This window comes from Blautia sp. OF03-13, from assembly GCF_003460685.1.
GTDB classification, from domain to species: domain Bacteria; phylum Bacillota; class Clostridia; order Lachnospirales; family Lachnospiraceae; genus Fusicatenibacter; species Fusicatenibacter saccharivorans.
On sequence record NZ_QTVR01000010.1, the window covers coordinates 95,407 to 120,491 of the forward strand.

The 25,085-nt window shown below is 49.6% G+C and carries 21 protein-coding genes, 1 tRNA gene and 1 other RNA gene; 21 read left to right on the forward strand and 2 right to left on the reverse strand.

The features are described 5' to 3' along the window. Nucleotides 1-76 precede the first annotated feature (76 nt). Nucleotides 77-1,426 (reverse strand): tRNA(Met) cytidine acetate ligase, encoded by a 1,350-nt coding sequence (locus DXA55_RS09610; protein ID WP_117813965.1) that lies wholly within the window; start codon nucleotides 1,424-1,426, stop codon nucleotides 77-79. A 215-nt stretch (nucleotides 1,427-1,641) separates the two neighbouring features. Here DXA55_RS09610 and pta point away from each other — a divergent pair, with 215 nt between their 5' ends. From pta to ilvA, 11 genes are all read left to right on the forward strand, one after another. Continuing rightward, nucleotides 1,642-2,637, forward strand: a complete 996-nt coding sequence (gene pta / locus DXA55_RS09615; RefSeq protein WP_022462726.1) for a phosphate acetyltransferase — start codon at nucleotides 1,642-1,644, stop codon at nucleotides 2,635-2,637. Between the two features lie 99 nt (nucleotides 2,638-2,736). After that, on the forward strand, nucleotides 2,737-3,933 hold the full coding sequence (locus tag DXA55_RS09620; protein WP_022462727.1) for an acetate kinase: 1,197 nt from the start codon (nucleotides 2,737-2,739) through the stop codon (nucleotides 3,931-3,933). A gap of 74 nt (nucleotides 3,934-4,007) precedes the next feature. Beyond that, nucleotides 4,008-4,535 carry a YceD family protein gene (locus DXA55_RS09625; protein ID WP_117813967.1) on the forward strand — a complete coding sequence of 176 codons (528 nt, stop codon included), beginning with the start codon at nucleotides 4,008-4,010 and terminating at the stop codon, nucleotides 4,533-4,535. Between the two features lie 2 nt (nucleotides 4,536-4,537). After that, complete coding sequence (rpmF, locus tag DXA55_RS09630; RefSeq protein WP_022462729.1) at nucleotides 4,538-4,717, forward strand: 50S ribosomal protein L32; 180 nt, start codon at nucleotides 4,538-4,540, stop codon at nucleotides 4,715-4,717. 209 nt (nucleotides 4,718-4,926) lie between these two features. Next, nucleotides 4,927-5,709: a hypothetical protein gene (locus DXA55_RS17745; protein ID WP_242998459.1), complete on the forward strand. Its 783-nt coding sequence runs from the start codon at nucleotides 4,927-4,929 to the stop codon at nucleotides 5,707-5,709. A 266-nt stretch (nucleotides 5,710-5,975) separates the two neighbouring features. Beyond that, nucleotides 5,976-7,016, forward strand: coding sequence for a phosphate acyltransferase PlsX (gene plsX / locus DXA55_RS09640; RefSeq protein WP_117813969.1), 1,041 nt, complete (start codon nucleotides 5,976-5,978; stop codon nucleotides 7,014-7,016). Continuing rightward, nucleotides 7,006-7,239 (forward strand): acyl carrier protein, encoded by a 234-nt coding sequence (gene acpP, locus DXA55_RS09645; protein WP_022462732.1) that lies wholly within the window; start codon nucleotides 7,006-7,008, stop codon nucleotides 7,237-7,239. Before plsX ends, acpP begins: the two co-directional genes overlap by 11 nt. 105 nt (nucleotides 7,240-7,344) lie before the next feature. Beyond that, a complete protein-coding gene (gene rnc, locus DXA55_RS09650) occupies nucleotides 7,345-8,037 on the forward strand; it encodes a ribonuclease III (RefSeq protein ID WP_022462733.1) in 693 nt (230 codons plus the stop codon). 7 nt (nucleotides 8,038-8,044) lie between these two features. Beyond that, nucleotides 8,045-11,605 carry a chromosome segregation protein SMC gene (gene smc / locus DXA55_RS09655; protein ID WP_117813971.1) on the forward strand — a complete coding sequence of 1,187 codons (3,561 nt, stop codon included), beginning with the start codon at nucleotides 8,045-8,047 and terminating at the stop codon, nucleotides 11,603-11,605. A 60-nt stretch (nucleotides 11,606-11,665) separates the two neighbouring features. Next, complete coding sequence (gene ftsY / locus DXA55_RS09660; protein WP_022462735.1) at nucleotides 11,666-12,607, forward strand: signal recognition particle-docking protein FtsY; 942 nt, start codon at nucleotides 11,666-11,668, stop codon at nucleotides 12,605-12,607. A 36-nt stretch (nucleotides 12,608-12,643) separates the two neighbouring features. Then, nucleotides 12,644-13,855 carry a threonine ammonia-lyase gene (gene ilvA / locus DXA55_RS09665; protein WP_055219017.1) on the forward strand — a complete coding sequence of 404 codons (1,212 nt, stop codon included), beginning with the start codon at nucleotides 12,644-12,646 and terminating at the stop codon, nucleotides 13,853-13,855. A 204-nt stretch (nucleotides 13,856-14,059) separates the two neighbouring features. Here ilvA and DXA55_RS09670 read toward each other — a convergent pair. Beyond that, nucleotides 14,060-14,144 (reverse strand) — tRNA-Leu (locus DXA55_RS09670). A gap of 203 nt (nucleotides 14,145-14,347) precedes the next feature. Between DXA55_RS09670 and DXA55_RS09675 the strand changes: the two genes are divergently transcribed. The 10 genes from DXA55_RS09675 to DXA55_RS09720 all read left to right on the forward strand — a co-directional run bounded on the left by DXA55_RS09675 (nucleotide 14,348) and on the right by DXA55_RS09720 (nucleotide 24,994). Further along, nucleotides 14,348-15,355, forward strand: a complete 1,008-nt coding sequence (locus DXA55_RS09675) for a deoxyguanosinetriphosphate triphosphohydrolase (RefSeq protein WP_055218880.1) — start codon at nucleotides 14,348-14,350, stop codon at nucleotides 15,353-15,355. A 16-nt stretch (nucleotides 15,356-15,371) separates the two neighbouring features. Continuing rightward, nucleotides 15,372-17,150 (forward strand): DNA primase, encoded by a 1,779-nt coding sequence (dnaG, locus tag DXA55_RS09680; protein WP_055218882.1) that lies wholly within the window; start codon nucleotides 15,372-15,374, stop codon nucleotides 17,148-17,150. Between the two features lie 105 nt (nucleotides 17,151-17,255). Beyond that, a complete protein-coding gene (gene rpoD / locus DXA55_RS09685; RefSeq protein WP_117813973.1) occupies nucleotides 17,256-18,398 on the forward strand; it encodes an RNA polymerase sigma factor RpoD in 1,143 nt (380 codons plus the stop codon). Nucleotides 18,399-18,420: 22 nt separating this feature from the next. Next, nucleotides 18,421-19,119 carry a tRNA (adenine(22)-N(1))-methyltransferase gene (locus DXA55_RS09690; RefSeq protein WP_117813975.1) on the forward strand — a complete coding sequence of 233 codons (699 nt, stop codon included), beginning with the start codon at nucleotides 18,421-18,423 and terminating at the stop codon, nucleotides 19,117-19,119. 118 nt (nucleotides 19,120-19,237) lie between these two features. Beyond that, on the forward strand, nucleotides 19,238-20,893 hold the full coding sequence (locus DXA55_RS09695; protein ID WP_242998460.1) for a nucleoside kinase: 1,656 nt from the start codon (nucleotides 19,238-19,240) through the stop codon (nucleotides 20,891-20,893). A 100-nt stretch (nucleotides 20,894-20,993) separates the two neighbouring features. Then, an RNA gene (rnpB, locus tag DXA55_RS09700) (RNase P RNA component class A) lies at nucleotides 20,994-21,344 on the forward strand. A 178-nt stretch (nucleotides 21,345-21,522) separates the two neighbouring features. Next, the gene (locus tag DXA55_RS09705; protein WP_117510305.1) at nucleotides 21,523-22,119 is read left to right on the forward strand and encodes a Maf family protein; all 597 of its coding nucleotides are present in this window, start codon (nucleotides 21,523-21,525) and stop codon (nucleotides 22,117-22,119) included. Between the two features lie 16 nt (nucleotides 22,120-22,135). Further along, nucleotides 22,136-24,310, forward strand: a complete 2,175-nt coding sequence (locus tag DXA55_RS09710; protein WP_117802555.1) for a M3 family oligoendopeptidase — start codon at nucleotides 22,136-22,138, stop codon at nucleotides 24,308-24,310. A gap of 233 nt (nucleotides 24,311-24,543) precedes the next feature. After that, nucleotides 24,544-24,753 (forward strand): FeoA family protein, encoded by a 210-nt coding sequence (locus DXA55_RS09715; protein WP_022462744.1) that lies wholly within the window; start codon nucleotides 24,544-24,546, stop codon nucleotides 24,751-24,753. A 19-nt stretch (nucleotides 24,754-24,772) separates the two neighbouring features. Beyond that, the gene (locus DXA55_RS09720; RefSeq protein WP_022462745.1) at nucleotides 24,773-24,994 is read left to right on the forward strand and encodes a FeoA family protein; all 222 of its coding nucleotides are present in this window, start codon (nucleotides 24,773-24,775) and stop codon (nucleotides 24,992-24,994) included. Nucleotides 24,995-25,085 lie beyond the last annotated feature (91 nt).

The window sequence follows — 25,085 nt, forward strand, 5'->3', positions numbered from 1 at the left end:
ACAGCAGAACACATCATGCATCATGTTATGATCAATTTTATACTGAATGGTGAGATGCGTTTCATGCAGTTTGACTTTACAAGAGAAAGTGCAGATACAAAAAATGTTTTCCTGTTTGTGGAGGACTATACAGTTCCACAGCAGTAGATGATGATGCTGCTGGAAAAAAGCTGGTTCTATAACAGAACCAGCTTTTTTGTGTATCATGGACGAACTGTGTCCCTGTTTTGTGAGAACGGACAGTCTCGTAAAAAAGAGAGGCCTGTATATCGCTCTCAAAGGCGGCAAGTGCATCGCCGGTAAGAAGCCGCGGGGCGTCGGCTGCCTTGGCAATGAGCGGCAGAGAAGAACGTCTTCTAATCTCTTTTAACAATGCACCGGCACTTTTTCGGAAACCGAGAACACGGTTATAGCCGGCCGGGTACAATGTTTTCTGGTTCAGAAGCAGATGCATCAGGGCGCGGCTGATGCGGGTATACGTCATTTCCTTTGTTTTAAGCTGCATGGCGAATTCTGAAAATGAGGAGCATGCGTGGCGCTGGCGGAGGATGCGGTTGGCAAGATCCGGCGAGAGGTCGAGACAGGAGGAGAGAGATCCCTTCGTCTCCGTGAGGAGCCGTGCGGCGAGGAGCAGGCTGAAATCATCGGCGGTCAACAGTCCATGAGATGCGACGGCATTCTGAAAAGCGTGAAAGACCGCTTCTGGCATGCAGGAGGCGAGCGCGGACAGTTCCAGATCCTTATGCGGATTGGAAAAAAGAAGATTCCGCATTGCTGTAGCAGAAGGGAGTGCATGTGTGAAAAGCGCTCCTTCGTGGTAGCCGCTGCCCTCCCGGCGGATCGTTACCGGCCGAATGCGGCTTTGTGACAGCAGAAGTGCCTGGACATATTCAATGCCTAAAATATTGTTTGGTTCTTTTAAAAAGGTATCAAGTTCTTCTTTTGAAAGCGAAGAGAAGGAAGCGCTGTCAGAAAAATAAGCGGAAAGTGCCTGTGCGCGCGCCGTCGGGAAGGAAAGTCCGTTCCGAAGCAGACCGGAGAGCAGCTCACGGTATTCCTCCGGCTCGTGGAGCAGAATATCAGCGAGTTCCAGAAACGGCGCCGTGTCTCCGTATTCACTGCCAAAGCAGAGAAAATCGACACAGCCAAGCGCAGTAAGAAGCGATACCGCCCCGCGTGCAAAATGCTGCGCACTGCCGAGCGCAAAGTGACACGGAAGCTGTAAGATAAGGTCCGCGCCGCCAAGAAGCGCCAGCTCCGCACGGTCGTGCTGATCGAGAATGGCAGGTGCGCCGCGCTGGACGAAATCGCCGCTCATAATCACGACAAGATAGTCTGCCCCGGTCAGCTCCCTGGCTTTTGCCAGCTGATAAGCATGGCCGTTATGAAAAGGATTATATTCTGCAATGACTGCGGTAATGGTCATAAAACGTACCTTCTTTCGAAAAAAATAGCACGATTCCAAATAGAGAGGAACCGCGGATCACATAGCCCTATCGTAACAAAAACAGAAAAGGAATGCAAGAATTCCTCCGTTTTGGATTTTTTGTCCAGTTGTTTTGAATTTTATACTTGCGAAAGGGCAAAAAGCGTACTACAATGAGAATATCGAGTAAATTTATCGAAAGGAGTCAAAAGATCATGGGATTTATTGACACAATTAAAGCAAGAGCAAAAGCAGACAAAAAAACAATTGTACTGCCAGAGTCAGAAGACAGAAGAACATATGAGGCTGCTGCACAGATCCTGAAAGAGGACCTTGCAAATCTGATCATCATCGGAAGCGAAGAGGCAGTAAAGAAAGGCAGCGAGGGACTGGATGTCTCCAAAGCTACTATTGTAGATCCAGAGAAAAACGAGAAAACACAGGCTTATGTAGATAAGCTGGTAGAGCTTCGTGCAAAGAAAGGCATGACTCCGGAGAAAGCAAGAGAGACCATCCTGAATGACTATACATATTATGGCGTTATGATGGTTAAAATGGGAGATGCAGACGGACTTGTTTCCGGTGCCTGCCATTCTACCGCAAACACCTTACGTCCATGCCTGCAGATCTTAAAGACCAAACCAGGCACAAAACTCGTATCCGCATTCTTCCTGATGGTAGTTCCGGACTGCGAGTACGGCGATGACGGTGTATTCGTATTCGGTGACTGTGGTCTGAACCAGAACCCGAATCCGGAAGAGCTGGCTGCAATCGCAGAGTCTTCCGCAGAGTCCTACCGCATGCTGACCGGAAACGAGCCAAGAGTTGCTATGCTTTCCCACTCCTCCAAAGGAAGTGCAAAACATGCTGATGTAGACAAAGTTGTTGAGGCTACTAGAATTGCAAAAGAAGCAAACCCGGATCTCGCACTCGACGGCGAGCTGCAGCTTGATGCCGCTATCGTTCCAAGCGTAGGTGCATCCAAAGCTCCGGACAGCAAAGTAGCAGGAAAAGCAAACGTTCTGATCTTCCCGGATCTGGATGCCGGAAACATCGGATACAAACTGGTACAGAGACTGGCAAAAGCAGAAGCATACGGCCCAATGACGCAGGGGATCGCAGCTCCAGTCAACGATCTGTCCCGTGGATGCTCCGCAGAGGATATCGTTGGTGTTGTAGCAATCACTGCTGTACAGTGCCAGGCACAGTAAGCACGAAATAAAACCAATTACAAGCGGTTTTCTGGCCGGCTGCGGAGAACAGGCCGGCCAGAAGTTTTAATAAGAATTTTAAAATAGGAGAATTTAGAAATGAACGTATTAGTAGTAAACTGCGGAAGTTCCTCTCTGAAATTCCAGCTGATCAATTACGATAACCGTGACGTCCTGGCAAAAGGACTCTGTGAGAGAATCGGTATCGACGGACGCCTCGTTTATGAGCCAAAGAACGGCGAAAAAGAGGTAACAGAAGCAGCAATGCCGACACACGTAGAGGCAATCCAGATGGTTCTGGACGCTCTGGTAAACGAGAAGAGCGGCGTCATCAAGAGCCTGGAAGAAGTAGATGCCATCGGACACCGCGTTCTGCACGGCGGAATGAAGATCACAAACTCTGTTATCATCGATGACGAAGTAATCAAAGTTATCGAGGAGTGCGCTGACCTCGGTCCTCTGCACAATCCGGCAAACCTGATGGGAATCAATGCCTGCATGAAACTGATGCCGGGCGTTCCGAACGTAGCAGTATTTGATACCGCATTCCATCAGACCATGCCTCCGAAAGCATATATGTACGGTATTCCGAAAGAGTACTATGAGAAATACGCAATCCGTAAATACGGCTTCCACGGAACTTCTCATAAATTCGTATCCAAGAGAACCGCAGAGTTCCTTGGCAAAGACTACAACGATCTGAAGATCATCGTATGCCATATGGGAAATGGTGCTTCCCTTTCCGCTGTAAAGAACGGCAAATGTGTAGATACCTCCATGGGCCTTACCCCGCTCGAAGGTGTGATCATGGGAACCCGTTCCGGAGATATCGATCCGGCTTTTGTTGAGTATCTGTGCAACAAAGAGAACCTGACCGTATCCGAGGTTCTGAACATTCTGAACAAGAAATCCGGTATGCTCGGCATGACCGGCATCTCCAGCGATTACCGTGATGTATCTGCAGCAGCAGAGGCAGGCAATCAGGATGCCATCAACTGTCTGGAAGCATACGCTTACCGCATTATCAAATACATCGGTTCCTACATCGCAGCTATGGGCGGCGTAGATGTGATCACCTTCACCGCAGGCCTTGGAGAGAACGCTATTCCGCTTCGTGAGACCATCTGCAAAGCATTTGAGTTCATGGGTCTGGAATTCGATTCTGAGGCAAATAACTGCCGCGGCGTTGAGAAGATCATCACCAAAGAAGGCTCCAAGATTACAGCATGCGTGATCCCGACCAACGAGGAAATCGCAATCTGCGAGGAGACCGTAGAGTTAGTAAAAGGAAAATAAAAAATAATTCAAAAAGCAGTTGACAATTCTTACCTTCCCGGGTATAATTGGTAAAGTGTGATTAGGAGAACAATATGAAAATCAGTCTGACCAAGTTATTTGCGCAGGACGGAAAGTCCGAAAAGTATGAAATTCCGCTTACATCCGAAACTTTTTCGATCGGCGGGCAGGACTATCGGGTAATCGAAAAACATCCTGTTATCCTTGGCCTTACGCATGAAGGCAATCGTGTGATCACGATCACCGGCAGCGCAGACCTTACAATGGAGATTCCATGTGCAAGATGCCTGACACCGGTAGCGACTCCATTCCAGCTCAAGTTCGATCTGCAGATTGATCTGAATCTGTCAGAGGAAGAACGCGAGGAAAAAGAAGAGGACTCTTCGTTTGTGGAGGGAGACGCACTCGATGTGGAAGAACTGGTTCGTAATGAACTCATAGTCCAATGGCCGATTCGAGTGCTGTGTAAAGATGACTGTAAAGGAATCTGCAGCCGTTGTGGTGCGAATCTGAATATTCAGACCTGTGATTGTGATACCACAGGGCTAGACCCCCGAATGGCTGCAATCAAAGATATATTCAGCAAATTTAAGGAGGTGTAACTATGTCCATTTGTCCTAAGAATAAATCTTCCAAAGCAAGACGCGATAAGAGAAGAGCAAACTGGAAAATGTCTGCTCCGAACCTTGTAAAATGCAGCAAATGTGGTGCTCTTATGATGCCGCACAGAGTTTGCAAAGCTTGTGGTTCTTACAACAAAAAAGAAGTCGTTGCAATGGACTAATATCCATCAGTCGGAATTGATCCGCTGGATCGATTCCGATTTGCAATGCAACGAAGAGGCTCCCGGTATCCGGGAGCTTTTTTGCGTTTCCGTAGGCCGCATATAAAAGATTTGACGCGATGCATTGGGATGTGCTATAATGGTCTCGTTGAAAAATGAAATAATATTGCAACATTTTCGTAACAATTATAAAAAGGAGTGCAAAGCATATGAAGAATAGACGAGTAATGTTTCTGGCAGCATGCATGTGCAGTGTAGTATTCCTCTCAGGATGTTCCACAGACAGTCTGATGGATAAAATGATGGGAACCACGACGACGGTTTCGTCTTCGGCCAGTGTAGATATTTCAAAAGAGGACAGCGATGCTGTTCATGTAGATGCCAGTCTGGAAAAGCCGGCTTTTACAGTGAATCCGGTGGAGAGTCTGGAAATAGAGTCTGGAAGTACCAATGGAAAGCTGACCTGTGAAGCAACGGTTTCCAGCGGCGGCACGGTGACGTATCAGTGGTATAAAAACAACGTCAATTCCAATGGAGGCGGAACTCTGATCGAGGGTGCGACAGACACAACGTATGTGCCGGATACTACAACAGAGGGAACAGATTATTACTATGTTGTAGCAACAAATACGGTTGATAAAACCGTTTCGATGGCGACAAGTACCGTTGCACAGGTAACTGTCGTTCCGGCTGGACAGTGGATTCAGGATGATACAGGGTGGTGGTACAAAAACAATGACGGCAGTTATCCGACATCCGCATGGAAAAATATCGGCGGATTCTGGTATGCATTCGATGGGAACGGCTATATGCGGACCGGCTGGTTTCAAGACGGAGACTCTTGGTATTATCTGGCGGATGACGGCAAGATGCAGACCGGCTGGATTACGGTAGATGGAAAAGAGTATTATCTGGAAGACAGCGGCCAAATGGCACATGACACAACCGTAGACGGGAAAGAACTTGGCTCTGATGGTGCAAAAGTTTCTTAAAAAGAAGATTTTGAAAAGAATTTTCAAGGATATCTGAAAAGAAAAAAACAGGAGTGGATGGATTCTGCAAGAAAGCGGGGTTCTTCCGCTCCTGTTTGTTCTGCAGGAGAAAACAGCGGAGGGCATTTATGCTTGATTTTTGCAAAGGAGTTTAGTATAGTTAATACAGCACTTGCATAAGTGCTTTTAGAGCGTGGTTGAAAACGGTTTTTTGAAAGAAAAAGAGTTTTCAAACGCGCTTTAGAAAAGAGAAAAGAGGAAAAAGCATGAGTGACTTAGTCAGAGTTGCAGTGGACGCGATGGGCGGCGATTATGCGCCTGTGGAGCCGGTAAAAGGCGCCATTGAGGCCGTAAACGCAGATGAACGCGTCAAAGTCCAGCTGGTCGGCCAGGTGGATGTCATCGAAAAAGAACTGCAGAAATATACGTACCCGAAGGAGCGGGTTGAGATCGTTCCGGCAACCGAGATCATTGAGACGGGAGAGCCGCCGGTCAATGCGATCCGTCATAAAAAGGATTCTTCGATCGTTGTCGGCATGAAGAAAGTGCGCTACGGAGAGGCAGACGCGTTTGTCTCATCCGGAAGCACCGGAGCAGTCCTGGTCGGCGGACAGACGATCGTAGGACGCATCAAAGGCGTAGAGCGCCCGCCGCTGGCTCCGCTGATCCCGACGAAAGACGGTGTATCCCTTCTGATCGACTGCGGTGCGAATGTTGATGCAAGACCGTCCCATCTGGTGCAGTTTGCCATGATGGGTTCCATCTATATGGAACACGTTGTCGGCATTAAAAATCCGCGTGTGGGAATCGTGAATATCGGTGTGGAAGAAGAAAAAGGAAACGCGCTCGTCAAAGAGACGTATCCGCTTCTGAAAGAAAACCCGTATATCAACTTTGTCGGCAGTATCGAAGCAAGAGAAATTCCAAACGGAGCCGCAGACGTTGTTGTCTGTGAGGCGTTTGTCGGAAACGTTATCTTAAAGCTGTATGAGGGCGTCGGCGCGACCCTGATTTCCAAGGTAAAACAGGGCATGATGACATCTCTGCGCAGTAAAATCGGAGCCCTTCTTGTGAAACCGGCGCTGAAAGAGACACTGAAGTCTTTTGATGCCAGTGAGTACGGCGGAGCACCGCTGCTTGGCTTAAAAGGACTCGTTGTAAAAACGCACGGAAGCTCAAAAGCCAACGAATTTAAAAATTCCATTCTCCAGTGCATTTCATTCAGCGAGGAGAAGATTCCGCAGAAAGTGCAGGAGCATCTGGCAGACTATAAGAGCAGCAGGGAGGCAGCGAAAGATGGAGTTTGAAAAATTACAGGAGATCATTGCGGATGTATTAAACGTAGATCCGAATGAAGTAACCATGGAGACAACCTTTGCAGATGATCTGGGAGCGGATTCCCTGGATGTATTTCAGATTGTGATGGGAATTGAAGAAGAATTTGATATCCAGATCGAAGCAGAAGAAGCAGAGCACATCGTATCGGTTGAGGATGCGGTGGAAGCGATCAAAAAGAAACTGGCAGAATAATAGAAAATGGCGAAGGGGCTGTTTGCTAAAGGACAGCCCCTTTGTTACCGTCCGCAGAACACCTGCAAACGGTAACTATGAGGAAGGACAGGCTTAAAACAGGTTATGAATAATATTGATAAACTCGTGGATTTGGAAAAGAAAATCCAGTATAAATTTCAGAATTTCGGACTGCTGGAGATGGCGATGCGCCATTCTTCCTACGCAAATGAGCACCATATGGAGCGCCTGGAGTGCAACGAGCGTCTGGAGTTCTTAGGAGATGCCGTGCTGGAAGTTGTATCCAGCGAATTTTTATACAAGACATTCCCGCGTCTCCCGGAGGGCGAGATGACGAAAAAACGCGCCAGCCTCGTCTGTGAACCGGCACTGGCATTTTGTGCCCGTGAGATTGACCTTGGCAGCTTTCTGCTCCTTGGAAAGGGCGAGGAGGCAACTGGCGGCCGTCACCGCGATTCCATCGTTTCGGATGCCATGGAGGCAACGATCGGTGCGATTTTCCTGGACGGCGGCTTTGAACCGGCAAAAACGTTCGTTCTGAACTATATCTTAAACGATATCGAACACAAACAGCTTTTCTACGACAGCAAAACGATTCTGCAGGAGCTGATCCAGGGTGAGACGGATGAAGAGATTGTTTACACCATCTTAAAAGAAGAGGGACCGGATCACGACAAGAGCTTCTGGGCACAGGTCAGCGTCGGAAAGAAAGCGCTCGGTACCGGAAAGGGCAGAACGAAAAAAGCGGCAGAACAGGCAGCGGCATACGATGCAATTCTTGCCAGAAAAAAAGCGTAGGTGAATTATGTATCTCAAATCCATTGAAATGCAGGGATTTAAGTCGTTTGCCAACAAAACCATTCTGCAGTTCCACGACGGTATTACCGGCGTTGTAGGGCCGAACGGCAGTGGAAAGAGCAATGTTGGCGATGCGGTGCGCTGGGTGCTCGGCGAACAGAGCGCCAAGCAGCTCCGCGGCGGAAATATGCAGGATGTTATTTTCTCCGGAACCGAGACGAGAAAGCCGCTCGGCTACGCGTCGGTTGCAATTACACTCGACAATTCCGACCACAAGCTGAATGTCGATTTCGAGGAAGTCACGGTGACGAGACGGCTCTACCGCTCCGGTGAGAGCGAGTATCTGATGAACGGCGCATCGTGCCGGTTAAAGGACATCAACGAGCTGTTCTATGATACCGGTATCGGAAAAGAAGGCTATTCCATCATCGGACAGGGTCAGATTGATAAGATCTTAAGCGGTAAGCCGGAAGAGCGCCGGGAGCTGTTTGACGAGGCGGCAGGAATTGTCAAATTCAAGAGAAGGAAGGCCGTGACCGAAAAGAAGCTGGCGGAAGAGCAGCAGAATCTGGTGCGCGTCAACGACATTCTCTCGGAACTGACAAGGCAGTTAGAGCCGCTGGAACGCCAGTCTGAGACGGCAAAGATTTATTTAAAGAAGAAAGAGGAATTAAAGATCCTCGATATCAATATGTTTCTGCTCGAGATGGAGCGCATCCGGAACGATCTCACGAAAGTAGAAGACCGGTACCGGATTGCAGAAGAGCAGTTAAAGAGCACGAAAGAGGCTTTTGAGCATACGAAGCAGGAGTATGAAAAGCTGGAACAGGAGCAGGAAAAACTGGACCAGACGATTCTTTCTGCGCGCGATCAGGCGGGGGAGAATGCACTGAAACGCCAGCAGCTCGAAAACCAGATCGAGGTGTTGAACGAGCAGATTCATGCATCGGAGAGGAACAGCGACACATTAAGAGGACGTCTGGAGGCGATCCGCGCGGAGAGCCGCACAAAGACGGCAGAAAAAAATACATATCAGGCAGAAAAGGACGGACTTCATGAAGCACTTCTTGGGTCAGAGACGGAAAAGAGTGAGAAAGAGGCCGCTCTCTCGGAATGCCAGGAGCAGATCCAGGCAGTCGAGCTGCAGAGTGAACAGGATAAGAGCGAAGTCATCGGCCTTCTGAACCAGCGGGGTTCCACGAAGGGAAAAATGCAGCGCTACGATGCGATGCTCGAGCAGATCGGCATCCGAAAGGCAGAATTAAGCCAGAGGGTGCTGCATTTAAAGACGAGCGAGTCCGAACAGAACGGGCAGATGGAAGAACTGCAGAACGCGTTTGAAGCGCTCGGAGAGACGGTAAGCAGCCTGAAACAGCAGTACCAGGAGGCAGATCAGAAGATTACCGCGCTGACGGCGGATCTCTCGAACCAGACGAAAGAGATGGAAGCCGGCCAGACCAATTACCACAGAGAAGCGTCAAGGCTCGAATCCTTAAAGAACATCACCGAGCGGTACGACGGCTATGGAAACAGTATTCGGAAGGTCATGGAGCAGAAAGACCGGAATCCCGGCATCCACGGCGTTGTGGCGGATCTTCTGCAGGCGGAGAAAAAGTACGAGATGGCGATCGAGACCGCACTTGGCGGCAGCATTCAGAATATTGTCACCGACAATGAGGCGACGGCGAAATACCTGATTGAATACCTGAAACGGGGCCATTTCGGCCGTGCGACGTTCCTTCCGCTCACCAGTATGCGCGGAAAAAAAACGCAGGTGAATGAGGATGCGGCAAGAGAAACCGGTGTGCTTGGTGTGGCAAATGCACTTGTTTCGTACGACCCGGTGTATGAGGGCCTTGTGGCACAGTTGCTTGGAAGAACGCTGGTGGTCGACACGATCGACCATGCCATTGTGATCCAGCGGAAATACCGTCAGACGCTCCGCATGGTAACCCTCGAGGGCGAGCTCTTGAGCCCGGGCGGTTCCATGACAGGAGGTTCGTTCCGGAACAACAGCAACCTGCTCGGAAGACGGCGTGAGATTGAGGAACTCGAAAAGAGCGTACAGGGTCTTGCGAAGGAACTGCGGGAAATCCAGCAGGAACTTGAAGAGAAGAAAAATAAGCGGAATGAAATCCGCGATCTCCGCACCGAGCTGAATGAAAAACTGCAGCGGCAGTACATCGAGCAGAATACGGTGCGCCTGAATCTGGAAAAAGCGCGCGAGAAAAAGACGGAAATCCGTCTGGATTTTGAAGCGCTTCAGAAGGAGAGTCTCGAGATTGAAAATCAGATCGCCGAGATTGAGCGGAACCGGAAAGTCATCGGTCAGGAAATGCAGGAATCGGTGGAGCGGGAAAGCACGCTGCAGGAGAATATCCAGAAGGCGCAGGAGGCGCTTACAGGGCTTCGCCGCCGGGAAGCAGAATATACGAAGGATCTTGAAGAAATCCGGTTAAATTACGCAAATCTGTCCCAGAAGGATGGATTCCTTGCCCAGAACATCCGCCGTCTTGAGGAAGAGACGGGAAAACTGGAAGCGGAAAGCCGCACCATGCTGGAAAAAGCGGCGGAGGAAAAAGACGATGTCAAAAGGAAACAGCAGGACATCGTGGAGATCCAGAAGACGATTGCAGCAGCAGTGCAGGCAAAAGAAGAGGAAGACCGCCGGATTGTGGAACTGCAGGAGAAAAAAGAAGCATTAAGCGCAGATCACAAAGAATTTTTCGAGAAGCGGGATCAGCTCTCCGACCAGATTTCCCTGATGGACAAAGAGTGCTTCCGTCTGAACAGCCAGAAAGAAAAGCTGGAGGAGACAAAAGAGGCACAGACCTCGTATCTCTGGGAAGAGTACGAAGTGACACCGGGCCACGCAAGAGAGTTCCAGATGGAGGAGATTCCGGAGCGCAGTGAATTAAAACGGTGTGTGCTGGAAGTAAAAGATGCGATCCGGAAACTTGGCTCTGTCAATGTGAATGCGATTGAGGAGTACAAAGAGATTTCGGAGCGCCACGCCTTTCTCGATGCACAGCACACCGATCTTGTCAAGGCGGCGGAGACACTGCAGGGCATCATCGATGAGCTGGATGCCGGTATGCGCAAGCAGTTCACGGAAAAATTCGAGGAGATCCGGAAAGAGTTTGACCGCGTGTTCCGCCAGCTGTTCGGCGGCGGAAAGGGAACGCTGGAGCTCGAGGAGGACACGGATGTACTCGAGGCAGGTATCCGCATCATTTCCCAGCCGCCGGGAAAGAAACTGCAGAATATGATGCAGCTCTCCGGAGGCGAGAAGGCACTGACCGCGATTGCGCTGCTTTTTGCAATCCAGAACTTGAAGCCGTCCCCGTTCTGTTTACTTGACGAGATCGAGGCGGCGCTCGACGATTCCAACGTAACGCGTTTTGCGCAGTATCTGCATAAGCTGACAAAAAATACCCAGTTCATCGTCATCACCCACAGGCGCGGTACGATGACGGCGGCAGACCGTCTGTACGGCATCACGATGCAGGAGAAGGGTGTTTCTACCCTTGTTTCTGTCGATTTGATCGAGGGAGAACTGGACAAATAGAAACGAATAAGATACAATACGAAAGAAGTAAGATAGAAAAGATAAAGGGAGGCGAACGGTATGGCGGAGGAGAAAGTAGGCTTTTTCAAACGTCTTGTCAACGGTCTGACGAAGACCCGAGACAGCATTGTAGCTGGAATTGATTCTATTTTCAGCGGCTATTCCAATATTGATGACGATTTTTATGAGGAGATCGAGGAGATTCTCGTCATGGGAGATATCGGCATCAATACAACGACCAAAATTATTGACCACTTAAAAGAGCGGGTGGCAGAAGAGCACATTACCGATCCGGCAGAGTGCAAACAGCTTCTGATCGAGAGCATCAAAAAACAGATGGATGTAGGCGATACAGCCTATGAATTTGAAAACCGGAAATCGGTAGTGCTGGTGATCGGTGTCAATGGAGTCGGAAAAACGACCTCCGTCGGAAAGCTGGCCGGCCTTCTGAAGGATCAGGGCAAAAAGGTTGTTCTTGCGGCAGCAGATACGTTCCGTGCAGCGGCAGGCGAGCAGCTCACGGAGTGGGCGCACCGCGCCGGCGTGGATATCATCGGCGGACAGAACGGAGCAGATCCGGCGTCCATCGTGTACGATGCAGTCGCAGCGGCAAAAGCCAGAAATGCGGATGTGCTGATCTGTGATACGGCAGGAAGACTTCACAACAAGAAGAACCTGATGGAAGAGCTCCACAAGATTTACCGGATTCTGGAAAAAGAGTACCCAGAGGCATACCTGGAAACGCTGGTGGTGCTGGATGGTACCACGGGCCAGAATGCGCTGCAGCAGGCAAGACAGTTTGCAGAAGTGGCAAATGTCACCGGTATCATTCTGACGAAGCTGGACGGAACTGCAAAGGGCGGTATCGCCGTTGCCATCCAGTCCGAGCTTGATATTCCGGTCAAATACATCGGCGTGGGCGAGAGCATCCACGATCTACAGAAATTTGATGCAGACCAGTTTGTAAATGCACTGTTCCATACATCCGAAGAGAATGCTTAAAAAAGACAACAAGGAGAAAAGACTATGGCAGAAGAAATGCTGACACTCCCGAAATTTGAGGAAGCGTCTGAAATCGTAAAAAAAGTAACACAGGAGACCAAACTGGTTTACAGCAAATATTTCAGCGAGCAGACGGGAAATAAAGTCTACTTAAAACCGGAAAATATGCAGCTGACCGGCGCCTATAAGCTGCGCGGTGCCTATTACAAAATCAGCACCTTAAGTGAAGAGGAGCGCGCAAAAGGACTGATCACCGCATCTGCAGGAAACCATGCACAGGGCGTTGCGTATGCGGCAAAATGCTACGGTGCAAAGGCTGTCATCGTAATGCCGACTACCACACCGCTCATCAAAGTAGAGCGTACCCAGAGCTACGGCGCTGAGGTTGTTCTGTACGGAGATGTGTACGATGAGGCATGTGCAAAAGCATACGAGCTTGCAGCAGAGCATGGCTATACCTTTATTCACCCGTTCGATGATCTGACCGTTGCAACCGGCCAGGGAACCATCGCTATGGAAGTGATTCAGGAGCTTCCGCTCGTAGATTATATCCTTGTTCCGATCGGAGGAGGCGGACTGGCTACCGGTGTTTCCACACTGGCAAAACTGCTGAAACCAAACATCAAAGTCATTGGTGTTGAGCCGTCCGGAGCAGCCTGTATGAAGGCTTCTTTTGAAAAAGGCGAGGTAACGACCGTATCGCCTGTCAGCACAATTGCAGACGGTACTGCAGTACAGACACCGGGATCCAAGATTTTCCCGTATGTAAGACAGAACCTGGACGAGATCATTACCGTGGATGATGATGAGCTGATCGTAGCATTCCTTGATATGGTAGAAAACCACAAGATGATCGTTGAGAACTCCGGTCTTCTGACTGTGGCTGCATTAAAGCATCTGGATGTCAAGGGCAAAAAGATTGTTTCGATCTTAAGCGGCGGAAATATGGACGTCATCACCATGTCTTCCGTGATCCAGAACGGACTGATCCAGAGAGACCGTATCTTTACTGTATCCGTTCTTCTGCCGGATAAACCAGGCGAGCTGGTACGCGTTTCCCAGGTGATTGCAAACGAGAACGGAAACGTCATCAAACTGGACCACAACCAGTTCTTCACAACGAACAGAAGTGCTGCAGTAGAGCTCCGCATCACAATGGAGGCATTCGGCACCGATCACAAGAACCGTATTGTCAAAGCACTGGAAGAGGCTGGCTATACACCGAAGATTGTAAGACCGAACCTGTAAAAACAGAAATTGCAGAGAAAATTCTGAAAAAAAGAAAAATAAAAATCAGAGGAGATCCGAAAAAGAATTTCCTCTGATTTTTTTTGAAAGAAAGATAGTTTAGAAAGACAAAAAGAAGAGCAGCAGAAATTTTTATCTGGATTTTATCTGGTCTGATTCTTTTTGAGTAGGAAAAAACCCTTGCATACACAAGGGTTCTCATTCTGCGGAAGATGGGACTTGAACCCACACGATCGCAATGACCACCAGATCCTTAGTCTGGCCTGTCTGCCAATTCCAGCACTTCCGCATGTTCTTTAAGTTTTTGTCATCTCGCTGACGACAAGATGTATTATAGCACCAGAGTTGTAAGCCGTCAACACTTTTTTTGAAAAAATTTGAAAAATTTGAAAAATAAAAAAGGAAATCGGAATCGGGCACCGAATATAGGAAATAGGAGGACAATGAAAAGAACTGTTACAGGCATATTACCGGGAAAGAGGTGGTCTTCGTTTGAACTTGAGAGAATCGTTTGAAGAACGGGAATTTCAGGAGCTGAGTCCTTATGCGGCGCACAGCCGGAATTCCAGAGGAAGGGACCGATATGAACCGGAGTGTGACATCCGCACCGTCTACCAGAGAGACCGGGACCGGATTCTCCACTCCAAAGCCTTTCGCAGGATGAAAGACAAAACACAGGTGTTTCTCGCTGCGCAGGGCGATCATTACCGGACCCGCCTGACGCACACACTCGAGGTGTCCCAGATTGCCCGCACGATTGCGCGGGCGCTGAATCTGAATGAGGATCTGACCGAAGCCATTGCGCTTGGCCACGATCTCGGACACACGCCGTTTGGCCATTCCGGGGAAGCGGCGCTCAATGCGGTGCATCCCGGGGGCTTCCGCCACGCGGAACAGAGCGTCCGTGTCGTGGAGGTTCTAGAAAAGGAAGGACAGGGCCTGAACCTGACCTGGGAAGTGCGGGATGGAATTCTGAACCACCGCACGGCGGGAAAGCCGTCGACCCTGGAGGGACAGGTTGTGCGTCTCTGCGACAAGATCGCCTACATCCACCACGATATGGACGATGCCATCCGTGCCGGCATTTTAAGCGAGGATGACATCCCGATTACGATCCGCGTCGTCCTTGGCGATACATGCCGCGAGCGGCTCAATACGCTGATCCACGACATTGTGGAGCAGAGCCGCGGAACGGAGTATGTGCGCCAGTCGGCGGAGATTGCCGAGGGCATGCGCATGCTGCGGGAGTTGATGTTCGCGAACGTCTACCGCAACCCGGAGGCGAAAAAAGAGGAGGAGAAGGCAAAGAAGATGCTGATTTCCCTCTACACCTACTACCAGGAGCACCCGGAACAGATGTCCCGCGAGTACCGGAATCTGATCGGGTGCGGCGAGGACAAGACACAGGTAGTATGCGATTACATTGCCGGTATGACCGATCAGTATTCCATGCACAAATACGAGGAGCTGTTCGTGCCGAAAGCCTGGGCGGTTTATTAGATACAGGGAGGAAAAAATGCGATATTCCGATGATTTAGTGGAAGAGATTCGTATGAAAAATGACATCGTAGATGTGATATCCGGCTACGTAAAGCTGACAAGAAGAGGAAGCTCTTACTTCGGGCTCTGCCCTTTCCACAATGAGAAGTCCCCTTCCTTTTCCGTCAGCCCAGGAAAGCAGATGTATTACTGCTTCGGATGCGGAGCCGGAGGAAATGTTTTCACATTTTTGATGGAATACGAAAACTTCACGTTTGTGGAAGCCTTGAAATTTCTGGCCGACCGGGCCGGGGTGGAGCTTCCGCAGATGGAGTATTCGAAAGAAGCAAAGGAGCAGGCGGATTTAAAGAACACGCTGCTGGAAATCAACAAACAGGCGGCGAAATTCTATTATTACCAGCTCCACACCGAACGCGGAAAACAGGGCTATGATTACTTAAAGGGGCGCGGTCTTTCGGATGATACAATCCGGAAGTTCGGTCTTGGCTACTCAGATAAGTACGGAAGCCTGCTGTACCGCTTTTTAAAAGAAAAAGGGTATGACGATGAAATCCTTCGCCAGTCGGGATTGTTTCTGGCGGACGAAGTGCACGGTATGCAGGATAAGTTCTGGAATCGTGTCATCTACCCGATCATGGATGCCAACAGCCGCGTGATCGGCTTCGGAGGCCGTGTGATGGGGGATGGAAAGCCGAAATACCTGAACTCGCCGGAGACAAAGATCTTCGACAAAAGCCGCAACCTCTATGGGCTGAACCTGGCGCGCTCTTCGCGGAGGAAAAATCTAATCATCTGCGAGGGCTATATGGATGTCATCTCCATGCACCAGGCGGGCTTCAACAACGCGGTGGCATCTCTTGGAACGGCGCTCACCTCGCTGCAGGCAGGGCTCATGAAGCGGTACACCGACGAGGTTCTTGTGATCTACGACAGCGATGAGGCGGGTGTCAAAGCAGCACTCCGTGCGATCCCGATGCTGAAAGGCGTCGGTCTTACCACGCGTGTCGTCAATTTAAGGCCGTATAAGGACCCCGATGAGTTTATCCAGCACGAAGGCTGTGAGGCGTTCGAAAAACGCCTGGAGGAGGCGGAAAACAGCGTTCTGTACGAGATCCGCATGAAGGAGCGTGACTTTGACCTTGCCGATCCGCAGGGCAAATCCGATTTTCTTCATGAAGCGGTGCGCCGCCTTGTAGCAATTGAGGATGAGATCGAGCGGAACAGCTATCTTGAGGCTGTGGCGGGAAAGTACGGCATTGCCGTCGAGGTACTGCGCAAGCAGGTCGGCCAGATGGCACTCTCGGGAGCCGGAAGGACGGAGAGCGTAAAACCGCGGAATACAGCCTCAAACAAAAAAGAAAAAGAGGGCGGCGTCGAAAAAGCACAGAAGTTGATGCTGACGTGGATGACCTCTTATCCGGCGCTCATTGGAAAGCTGGAAAAATATATTACGCCGGCGGATTTTACCACCCCTCTCTACCACCAGATTGCAGAGATGATTGTGCTGCAGTACCACGAGGGCGGCGTAAATCCGGCAAAGCTTTTGAATCAGTTTGTTGATTCCGAGGAGCAGAAAGAAGTTGCAGGCCTTTTTAATGCCACAATCCCGCTGGAGACAGAGGAGGAAAAACGGCGCGCGCTGCACGATGTGATCTGCAATATGAAAGAGAACAGTATTGCATATCAGTCGGCGCATATGAATGTGACCGATATGGCGGCGCTGCAGAAATTGATGGCAGATAAAAAAAGCCTGGAGCGGTGGAAAGCAGGGGAACTTCCGGAATTCACTTTTTAAGCAAAACTGGATACCAAAGAAAAACCCTGGAATCTTCTGTTCTGTGTGTTTAATTTCGCAGGACAGGGACAGAATATATACAAGCTATGGAAGGATGGACAGTCAATGGAGTTCGATAAAGTAAAATTTATGGAAAAATTAAAAGAGCTGGTAGCATACGGCAAGAAGAAAAAGAGCGTCCTGGAATATCAGGAAATCAACGACTTTTTCCGCGATATGCCGCTGGATGCGGAGCAGATGGAGAAGGTATTTGAGTACCTGGAGGCAAGCGGTATCGACGTACTGCGTCTCTCCGACATGACCGAGGATCCAAATGCGGCAGACCGCGATCTTCTCCTTCTGGACGACGATGACATTGACCTTTCCGAGGAAGAAGAGATCGATATGGAAAACATCGACCTTTCCGTTCCGGAAGGCGTCAGCATTGAGGACCCGGTCCGCATGTACTTAAAAGAGATCGGTAAAGTGCCGCTTCTTTCCGCAGAGGAAGAGATCAAGCTGGCACAGAGAATGGAAGAGGGCGATGAGGATGCGAAAAAACGTCTGGCAGAGGCCAACCTTCGTCTCGTTGTTTCCATTGCAAAACGTTATGTCGGCCGCGGCATGCTGTTCCTGGATCTGATTCAGGAAGGTAACTTAGGCCTCATCAAAGCGGTTGAAAAATTCGATTACCGCAAGGGATACAAATTCTCCACCTATGCAACATGGTGGATCCGCCAGGCGATCACAAGAGCGATTGCAGACCAGGCGAGAACGATCCGTATTCCGGTTCATATGGTAGAGACCATCAACAAGCTGATCCGCGTTTCCCGTCAGTTACTGCAGGAGTTAGGCCGCGAACCTACGCCGGAAGAGATCGCAGAGGAGATGCACATGTCTGTGGAGCGTGTCCGCGAGATCCTGAAAATCTCCCAGGAACCGGTTTCCCTCGAGACACCAATCGGTGAGGAAGAGGACAGCCACCTCGGCGATTTCATTCAGGACGACAATGTGCCGGTACCGGCAGACGCGGCAGCATTCACCATGCTGAAAGAGCAGCTCGAGGATGTATTAAGCACGCTGACTGACCGTGAGCAGAAGGTTCTGCGTCTCCGTTTCGGACTCGATGACGGCCGTGCGAGAACCCTCGAAGAGGTTGGTAAAGAGTTCAACGTTACAAGAGAGCGTATCCGTCAGATTGAGGCGAAAGCGCTTCGAAAGCTCCGCCATCCGAGCCGTTCCAGAAAACTCAAAGATTATCTGGACTAAGTTTTTGGTCAGGAGAAAAGACATGCAGTTATCAAAAAGACTTTCCGCGGTAGCGGAGTTTGTCACCCCGGGCGGCTGTCTGGTCGATGTGGGAACAGATCACGGCTATGTGCCGATTGCGCTGCTGGAACAGAAGAAGATTTCCTCCGCAATCGCCATGGATGTGAACCGCGGACCGTTAGAACGGGCCAGGGAGCATATCGCGCAGTATAACATGGGGGACTACATAGAAACACGGCTTTCCGATGGCCTTCATGCCCTGCAGGCGGGGGAGGGGGATTCTCTCCTCATCGCGGGCATGGGCGGCGGGCTCACCGTAAGGATTTTAAGTGAGGGTGAGCCGCTGCTGTCCGGCTTTGGTGAGCTGATTCTGGAGCCGCAGTCAGATATCGACCGCGTGCGCGCATGGCTGCTGGAGCACGGATTTTACCTTGCACAGGAGAATTTCGTGGAGGAGGATGGAAAATACTATCCGATTCTGCGGGCAGTGCATGGGGAAAAGGAAGATCTGAAGGCGGAGGAGCTTTTCTATGGACCACGCCTTCTGGAAAACCAGAATCCGGTGCTGTTGGAATATCTGCAGAAGCAGCAGAACCAGAACAGAATACTGATCGGCCAGCTCTCTGGCAATCCGGGGGAGAAGGCGGCACAGAGGCTTTGTGAATTAAAAGAAAAAGAGGCAATACTGGAATCTGCGCTTGCGCGGTTCCATACGATGTAACGACAGCGTTTTATCATGAGGAGGCGTGTCTGAAAATTTCAGGTTTTATAATTTTCGGGCGCGCCTTCGTTTTCACTTCTGAATTTTCAGAAAGTTTTGCAAAAAGGAGGGATTACAAGTGATTCAGGTAACAATTGATGGAAAGAAATATGAATATCCGGAAAATTGCTCTTATTATGAGATTGCAAAAGATTTTGAGAAAACGATGGATGCTCCGATTGTCCTGGTGAAGGTGGACGGACGGCTGAGGGAGCTGCACAAGCAGCTGAAAAAAGACTGTGAACTGGAATTTGTGACGACGAAGGATGAGATCGGACATAAAACGTATCAGAGAAGTCTTTCCCTTTTGCTGGTCAAAGCAGTATACCATGTGGGCGGCTACGATAAGATCCGTCATGTGATGCTGCATTTTTCGGCAGGTTCGGGCTTTTTCTATACAGTGGACGGCGATATCACGCTGAATCAGGCGTTTTTGGACGAAGTAAAAGCGTATATGCATGAACAGGTGGAAAAGGCGGTGCCGATTTATAAGCGGAGTGTCGATACGCACGAGGCGAGAGAACGGTTCCGGCTGCATGGCATGACGGATAAAGACCGCTTATTCCGTTACCGCCGTGTCTCCCGTGTGAATCTGTACAGTCTCGGGGATTTTGAAGACTATTATTATGGATTTATGACGTATGATACGAGTTATCTGAAGTATTTTGATCTCTATTTATACGATGACGGCTTTGTGCTGCAGATGCCGGAGAAAAAGGCGCCGGAGACGGTGCCGGCGGCGAATCTCTCCCCGAAGGTGTTCCAGGTGCAGCGGGAATCGGAGCGCTGGGGTGAGCAGATGGGAATTTCCACGGTTGCCGACTTAAATGAACGCATCACGAAGGGCAATATTCAGCAGATGATGCTGATTGCGGAGGCGCTGCAGGAGCAGAAGATTGCGAAGATTGCGGAGCAGATTGCGGAAAGAAAGCAGGTTAAATTTGTGCTGATTGCGGGGCCGTCTTCCTCCGGAAAGACAACGTTCTGCAACCGGCTTTCCATCCAGCTTTCAGCGCATGGTCTGACGCCGCATCCGATCAGCCTTGATAATTACTATGTGAACCGGGTAGATACGCCGCGGGATGAAAACGGCGATTATGATTTTGAATGCCTGGAAGCACTGGATATCGAGCTTTTGAACCGGGATATGACAGCACTTTTGAACGGAGAGCGTGTGGAACTGCCGTATTTTAATTTTAAGACGGGCAAGCGCGAGTACAAGGGGAATTTTATTCAGATGAAGGAGACCGATGTGCTGGTGCTGGAGGGGATTCACGGGCTGAATGAAAAACTGACGTGGTCGCTTCCTTCGGAAAGTAAATTCCGGATTTATATCAGTGCGCTGACGCAGATCAATGTGGATGAGCACAACCGGATTCCGACGACGGACGGACGTCTGATCCGGCGGATGGTGCGCGACAGCCGGACGCGGGCAACGTCGGCGAAGGAGACGATTGCGATGTGGCCGTCGGTGCGCCGCGGCGAGGATCGGAATATTTTTCCGAATCAGGAGAAGGCGGATGTGATGTTTAATTCGGCGCTGGTGTATGAGCTTTCGGTTCTGAAGCTGTATGCGGAACCGCTGCTGTTCCAGATTGAGGAGGGAGAGCCGGAGTACCAGGAGGCGAAGCGGCTGCTGAAGTTTTTGGATTATTTTGTCGGAGTGCCGATTGAGGATATTCCCAAGAATTCGATTCTGCGGGAGTTTGTGGGGGGAAGCTGCTTTGATGTGTGAAAGGCTGTTTTGTATGGCTTTGTGGGATCTGCGATTTGGGGATGGACAAGAAAGAGAGTTTGTGGTAAGATTATTAACTGTCTGATGTTCCGTTTTTGACAAAGTAAGATATGTAATCGCGGCTGGCAGGACCGAAAGGGGCCAGGTGAGGAAAGTCCGGGCTTCGCAGGGCAGGATGCCGGATAACGTCCGGCGGAGGCGACTCCAGGGATAGTGCAACAGAGAGATACCGCCAGGTTTTTCCTGGTAAGGGTGGAAAGGCAGTGTAAGAGACTACCGTTTCTCTGGTAACAGAGAAAGCCATGTAAACCCCATCCGAAGCAAGACCGAATAGAAAACGTATATGGCTGCCCGTCATGTTTTCAGGTGGGTCGCTTAAGGGGACTGGCGACAGTTCCATTGGATAGATGATTACACACGACATAACCCGGCTTATCGTTTTGCTTTGCATAAGACGGAAATTCAGGCATCTGGATAAAATAAGTACGCCGGGAACGGACACGAGTGGATTGTGTTTGTTGCGTACTTATTTTATCCGGCCATCTGGCGCAAGCCGCACATTCCCGCGGACCGCTGCATGGTGTGAAAAAAATGCATGTCATGAAAGAAAAAATAAAGGAGACAGCAGGATGAAAGTGATATTGGCTTCGGGGTCACCCAGAAGAAGAGAGTTGATGGAGATGTTGGGAATACGGTGTAAGGTTCAGGCTTCAGGGGCGGAAGAAGTTGTGACGTCTGCGGAACCGGAGAAGGTTGTGGAGGAGCTTTCACGGCTGAAATGTCTGGATGTTGCGGAGATTACCGAAGGGGATGCCGTTGTGATCGGGGCGGATACGGTTGTGGCTTTTGAAGGGGAGATCCTTGGCAAGCCGAAAGGGATAGAACATGCCAGAAGCATGATGCAGCAGTTGCAGGGAAGGGTGCATCAGGTGTATACTGGAGTTACGATTGCGGTAACAGAGGGGGACGCAAAGCGTGTGGTATCGTTCTGTGACCGTACAGATGTAGAGTTTTATGCGATGACAGAGGAGGAGATAAACGGGTATCTTGCTCTTGAGAAAGAGGGGGAGGCTCCTGTGTGGTCGGATAAGGCTGGAGGATACGGAATTCAGACGGTGTTTGGGACAAAGTTTGTGAAAGGAATCCAGGGAGACTATTATAATGTGATGGGACTGCCGGCGTCCCGGGTTTATCATGAGTTGAAAAATCTGGGCGTTCTGGAATAGAAGGAGGTAAGAGAAGATGAAAAAGTTTTCGGAAATTGAATACGTAAGGCCGGACATGGAGGCAGAGCAGGAAAAAGTAAGAGCGTATACGAAGGCGCTCAAAGAGGCAAAATCATATGAGGAGCTGCGCGGACTTTTTATGGAAGAAAAAACGCGCGAGGATGCCTGGGCGACAATGGCGGAAGTGGCGCAGGTAAGATATACGGTGGACACCAGAGATTCGTTTTATGAAGGAGAGGTTCAGTTCTGGAATGAGACGATTCCGGCGATCCATCTGCTGATACAAAAGGCAGAGAAGGTGATTCTGGAGTCTCCGTTTATCAAAGAGTTTGCAGAGGAGTTCGGGGAATTTTTTGTGAAGAATATGGAGGTTGGCCAAAAATTAGCGGACGACTGTATCGTGGAGGATCTGATCGAAGAGGCGAATCTGACGCAGCAGTACAGTAAAATTACGGCGAATGCTTCGACGGAATTTAAGGGCGAAACGTGTAATTTTTATGGACTGCTGAAGGCGATGCAGAGTACGGACCGCCAGATGCGGAAAGAGGCGATGACGGCATGGGGAGATTTGTATGAAGAGATTTCCGGTGAGCTGGATGCGCTGTATGACAAGATGGTTCCGCTGCGCGATAAAATTGCGAAGAAGCTGGGATTTTCTTCTTACATTGAATTTATTTACCTGAGCTATGGAAGATACGATTATACGGCGGAGGATGTTGCAAAGTTCCGTGCGCAGGTGAAGGAGAAGATTGTACCGCTCTGCCTGGAGCTTCGGAAGGAGCAGGAGAAACGGCTTAGAGTGGACCGGCTGCATTATTACGATGAGGAGCTGATTTTCCCGGAAGGAAATGCGGTTCCGGAAGGAACGACGGAGGAACTGGTTGCGAAGGCGCAGAAGATGTACCATGAGCTGTCGAAAGAGACGGGTGAGTTCTTTGATTTTATGGTGGAGCATGAGCTGTTTGACCTGGAGACGAAGCCGGGAAAACAGACAGGCGGTTACTGCACATTTCTGAATACGTTCAAGGCGCCGTTCATCTTCTCCAACTTTAATGGTACGAGCGCGGACGTTGATGTTCTGACTCATGAGGCGGGCCATGCATTCGAGGCGTATACGGCGGCAAAACAGATTCCGTTTATGGATATGGTATTCCCGACAAGCGAGGTGGCGGAGATTCACTCGATGACAATGGAGCATTTCGCATACCCCTGGATGAATGCATTCTTTGGAGAGAAAGCAGATGATTACCGTTATGCGCACCTGATGAGCGCGCTGGAAGTGATTCCGTACATGGTATGTGTGGATGAGTTCCAGCATAAGGTATTTGAAAATATCGGCATGACGGCCAAGGAGCGCCGTGCGATCTGGCATCAGTTAGAGCTGACCTATATGCCATGGAGAAATTATGACGGCCACAAGTTCCTCGAGGAGGGCGGTTTCTGGATGCAGAAGCAGCATATCTTTGTGAACCCGTTCTATTATATTGATTATGCGCTGGCACAGATCTGTGCTTTCCAGTTCTTTGAGCGTTCCAAAAAAGAGCCGGAAAAGGCGTGGGACGATTATTACCGTCTCTGCCAGGCAGGCGGAAGCAAGGGATATTTTGCACTGCTGGAGCTGGCAGGACTGAAGAATCCGTTCGTGGATGGAACGGTGGAAGAAGTCGTTGCGGGACTGAAGCCCTATTTAAAACGAAAAGTAAAGTATACGATCCGTCCGGTAAAAGAGGAAGATCTGAAAAAGGTAGCCGAGGTGGAGGCGCTATGTTTCCCGGCTGCCGAGGCGGCAGGTTATGAAGACTTCATGGAGCGGTACAAAACCTGTAAAAACAGCTTTTTTGTGGCGGAAACTGAAGACGGCGAAATCGCAGGCTTCTGCAATGGCTGCTGTGCGGATACTGATTATCTGGCGGATGCACTCTACCATGACGCCACGCTGCACAACCCGGACGGCGATTATCAGATGATTTTCGGACTGGACGTCAATCCGAAGTTCCAGAAACAGGGCATTGGAGAAGCACTGATGCGTCATATGGTAAAAAGCGCAGGAGAGCGTGACAAAAAAGCCGTTGTTCTTACGTGCAAGGATCATATGATTCCATTCTACAAAAGGATCGGATACGAATATATCGAACTTTCCGACTCGACGCATGGCGGTGCAAAATGGCATAAGATGATGTACCGTTTCTAAAAAGAAATGGAAAGCAAAAAGGGCAGAACAGGGAGATACGAAATTTCTCTGTTCTGCCTTATTTTTCAAAAAAACAGGGCTCTTAACGAAGGCTTTTTCTCAGTAACGGAGTAAATTTCAGAAAAAAATACAAAAAAATAGTAAAAAAGCAGTTGACATCTAACGTACGTTAGCATATACTAACAACTGAAATAGAGATGAAACTCATTATCATACACAGGAGGTAATTGACTATGCCTTTAACGATGGCAAATCCAGGCGAATGTTACACAATCAGAAAAGTCGGCGGAAAAGAAGAGACCAGAAGATTTCTTGAAAATCTTGGCTTCGTCGTTGGTGGAAACGTGACAGTCGTATCGGAAATCGACGGCAATCTCATTGTGAATGTGAAAGATTCCAGGGTAGCCGTTGGAAAAGATATGGCAGCCAAAATCCTGATTTGATAGGAAAGAAGGAGAGAAGATGAAGACTTTAAAAGAGACTTCCGTAGGAGAAACCGTTAAAGTTGTAAAACTCAACGGCTCCGGTCCGGTCAAAAGAAGAATCATGGATATGGGAATCACCAAGGGTGTTGACGTATTCGTGCGCAAAGTTGCTCCGCTCGGCGATCCGGTCGAAGTAACCGTCAGAGGATACGAATTATCCTTAAGAAAAGCAGATGCCGAAATGATTGAAGTAGAGTAAATTTTTTTTGCCTGCTTGTTAGCGGATGCTAACGAAAGCAAGCTGTAGCCAATATTGGTAAGGCTTGTGAAGTTATTAAAATCAGTAAAAA

Bases quoted from the DNA above. Each gene is read 5' to 3' on its own strand.
- pta (WP_022462726.1), top strand. From the start codon at position 1,642: ATGGGATTTATTGACACAATTAAAGCAAGAGCAAAAGCAGACAAAAAA.
- ftsY (WP_022462735.1), top strand. From the start codon at position 11,666: ATGGCGGAGGAGAAAGTAGGCTTTTTCAAACGTCTTGTCAACGGTCTG.
- dnaG (WP_055218882.1), top strand. From the start codon at position 15,372: ATGCGATATTCCGATGATTTAGTGGAAGAGATTCGTATGAAAAATGAC.
- rpoD (WP_117813973.1), top strand. From the start codon at position 17,256: ATGGAGTTCGATAAAGTAAAATTTATGGAAAAATTAAAAGAGCTGGTA.
- plsX (WP_117813969.1), top strand. From the start codon at position 5,976: ATGAGTGACTTAGTCAGAGTTGCAGTGGACGCGATGGGCGGCGATTAT.
- DXA55_RS09710 (WP_117802555.1), top strand. From the start codon at position 22,136: ATGAAAAAGTTTTCGGAAATTGAATACGTAAGGCCGGACATGGAGGCA.
- DXA55_RS09690 (WP_117813975.1), top strand. From the start codon at position 18,421: ATGCAGTTATCAAAAAGACTTTCCGCGGTAGCGGAGTTTGTCACCCCG.
- DXA55_RS09620 (WP_022462727.1), top strand. From the start codon at position 2,737: ATGAACGTATTAGTAGTAAACTGCGGAAGTTCCTCTCTGAAATTCCAG.
- DXA55_RS09705 (WP_117510305.1), top strand. From the start codon at position 21,523: ATGAAAGTGATATTGGCTTCGGGGTCACCCAGAAGAAGAGAGTTGATG.
- DXA55_RS09610 (WP_117813965.1), bottom strand. From the start codon at position 1,426: ATGACCATTACCGCAGTCATTGCAGAATATAATCCTTTTCATAACGGC.
- DXA55_RS09720 (WP_022462745.1), top strand. From the start codon at position 24,773: ATGAAGACTTTAAAAGAGACTTCCGTAGGAGAAACCGTTAAAGTTGTA.
- smc (WP_117813971.1), top strand. From the start codon at position 8,045: ATGTATCTCAAATCCATTGAAATGCAGGGATTTAAGTCGTTTGCCAAC.
- rpmF (WP_022462729.1), top strand. From the start codon at position 4,538: ATGTCCATTTGTCCTAAGAATAAATCTTCCAAAGCAAGACGCGATAAG.
- DXA55_RS09625 (WP_117813967.1), top strand. From the start codon at position 4,008: ATGAAAATCAGTCTGACCAAGTTATTTGCGCAGGACGGAAAGTCCGAA.
- rnc (WP_022462733.1), top strand. From the start codon at position 7,345: ATGAATAATATTGATAAACTCGTGGATTTGGAAAAGAAAATCCAGTAT.
- DXA55_RS09715 (WP_022462744.1), top strand. From the start codon at position 24,544: ATGCCTTTAACGATGGCAAATCCAGGCGAATGTTACACAATCAGAAAA.
- ilvA (WP_055219017.1), top strand. From the start codon at position 12,644: ATGCTGACACTCCCGAAATTTGAGGAAGCGTCTGAAATCGTAAAAAAA.
- DXA55_RS17745 (WP_242998459.1), top strand. From the start codon at position 4,927: ATGAAGAATAGACGAGTAATGTTTCTGGCAGCATGCATGTGCAGTGTA.
- acpP (WP_022462732.1), top strand. From the start codon at position 7,006: ATGGAGTTTGAAAAATTACAGGAGATCATTGCGGATGTATTAAACGTA.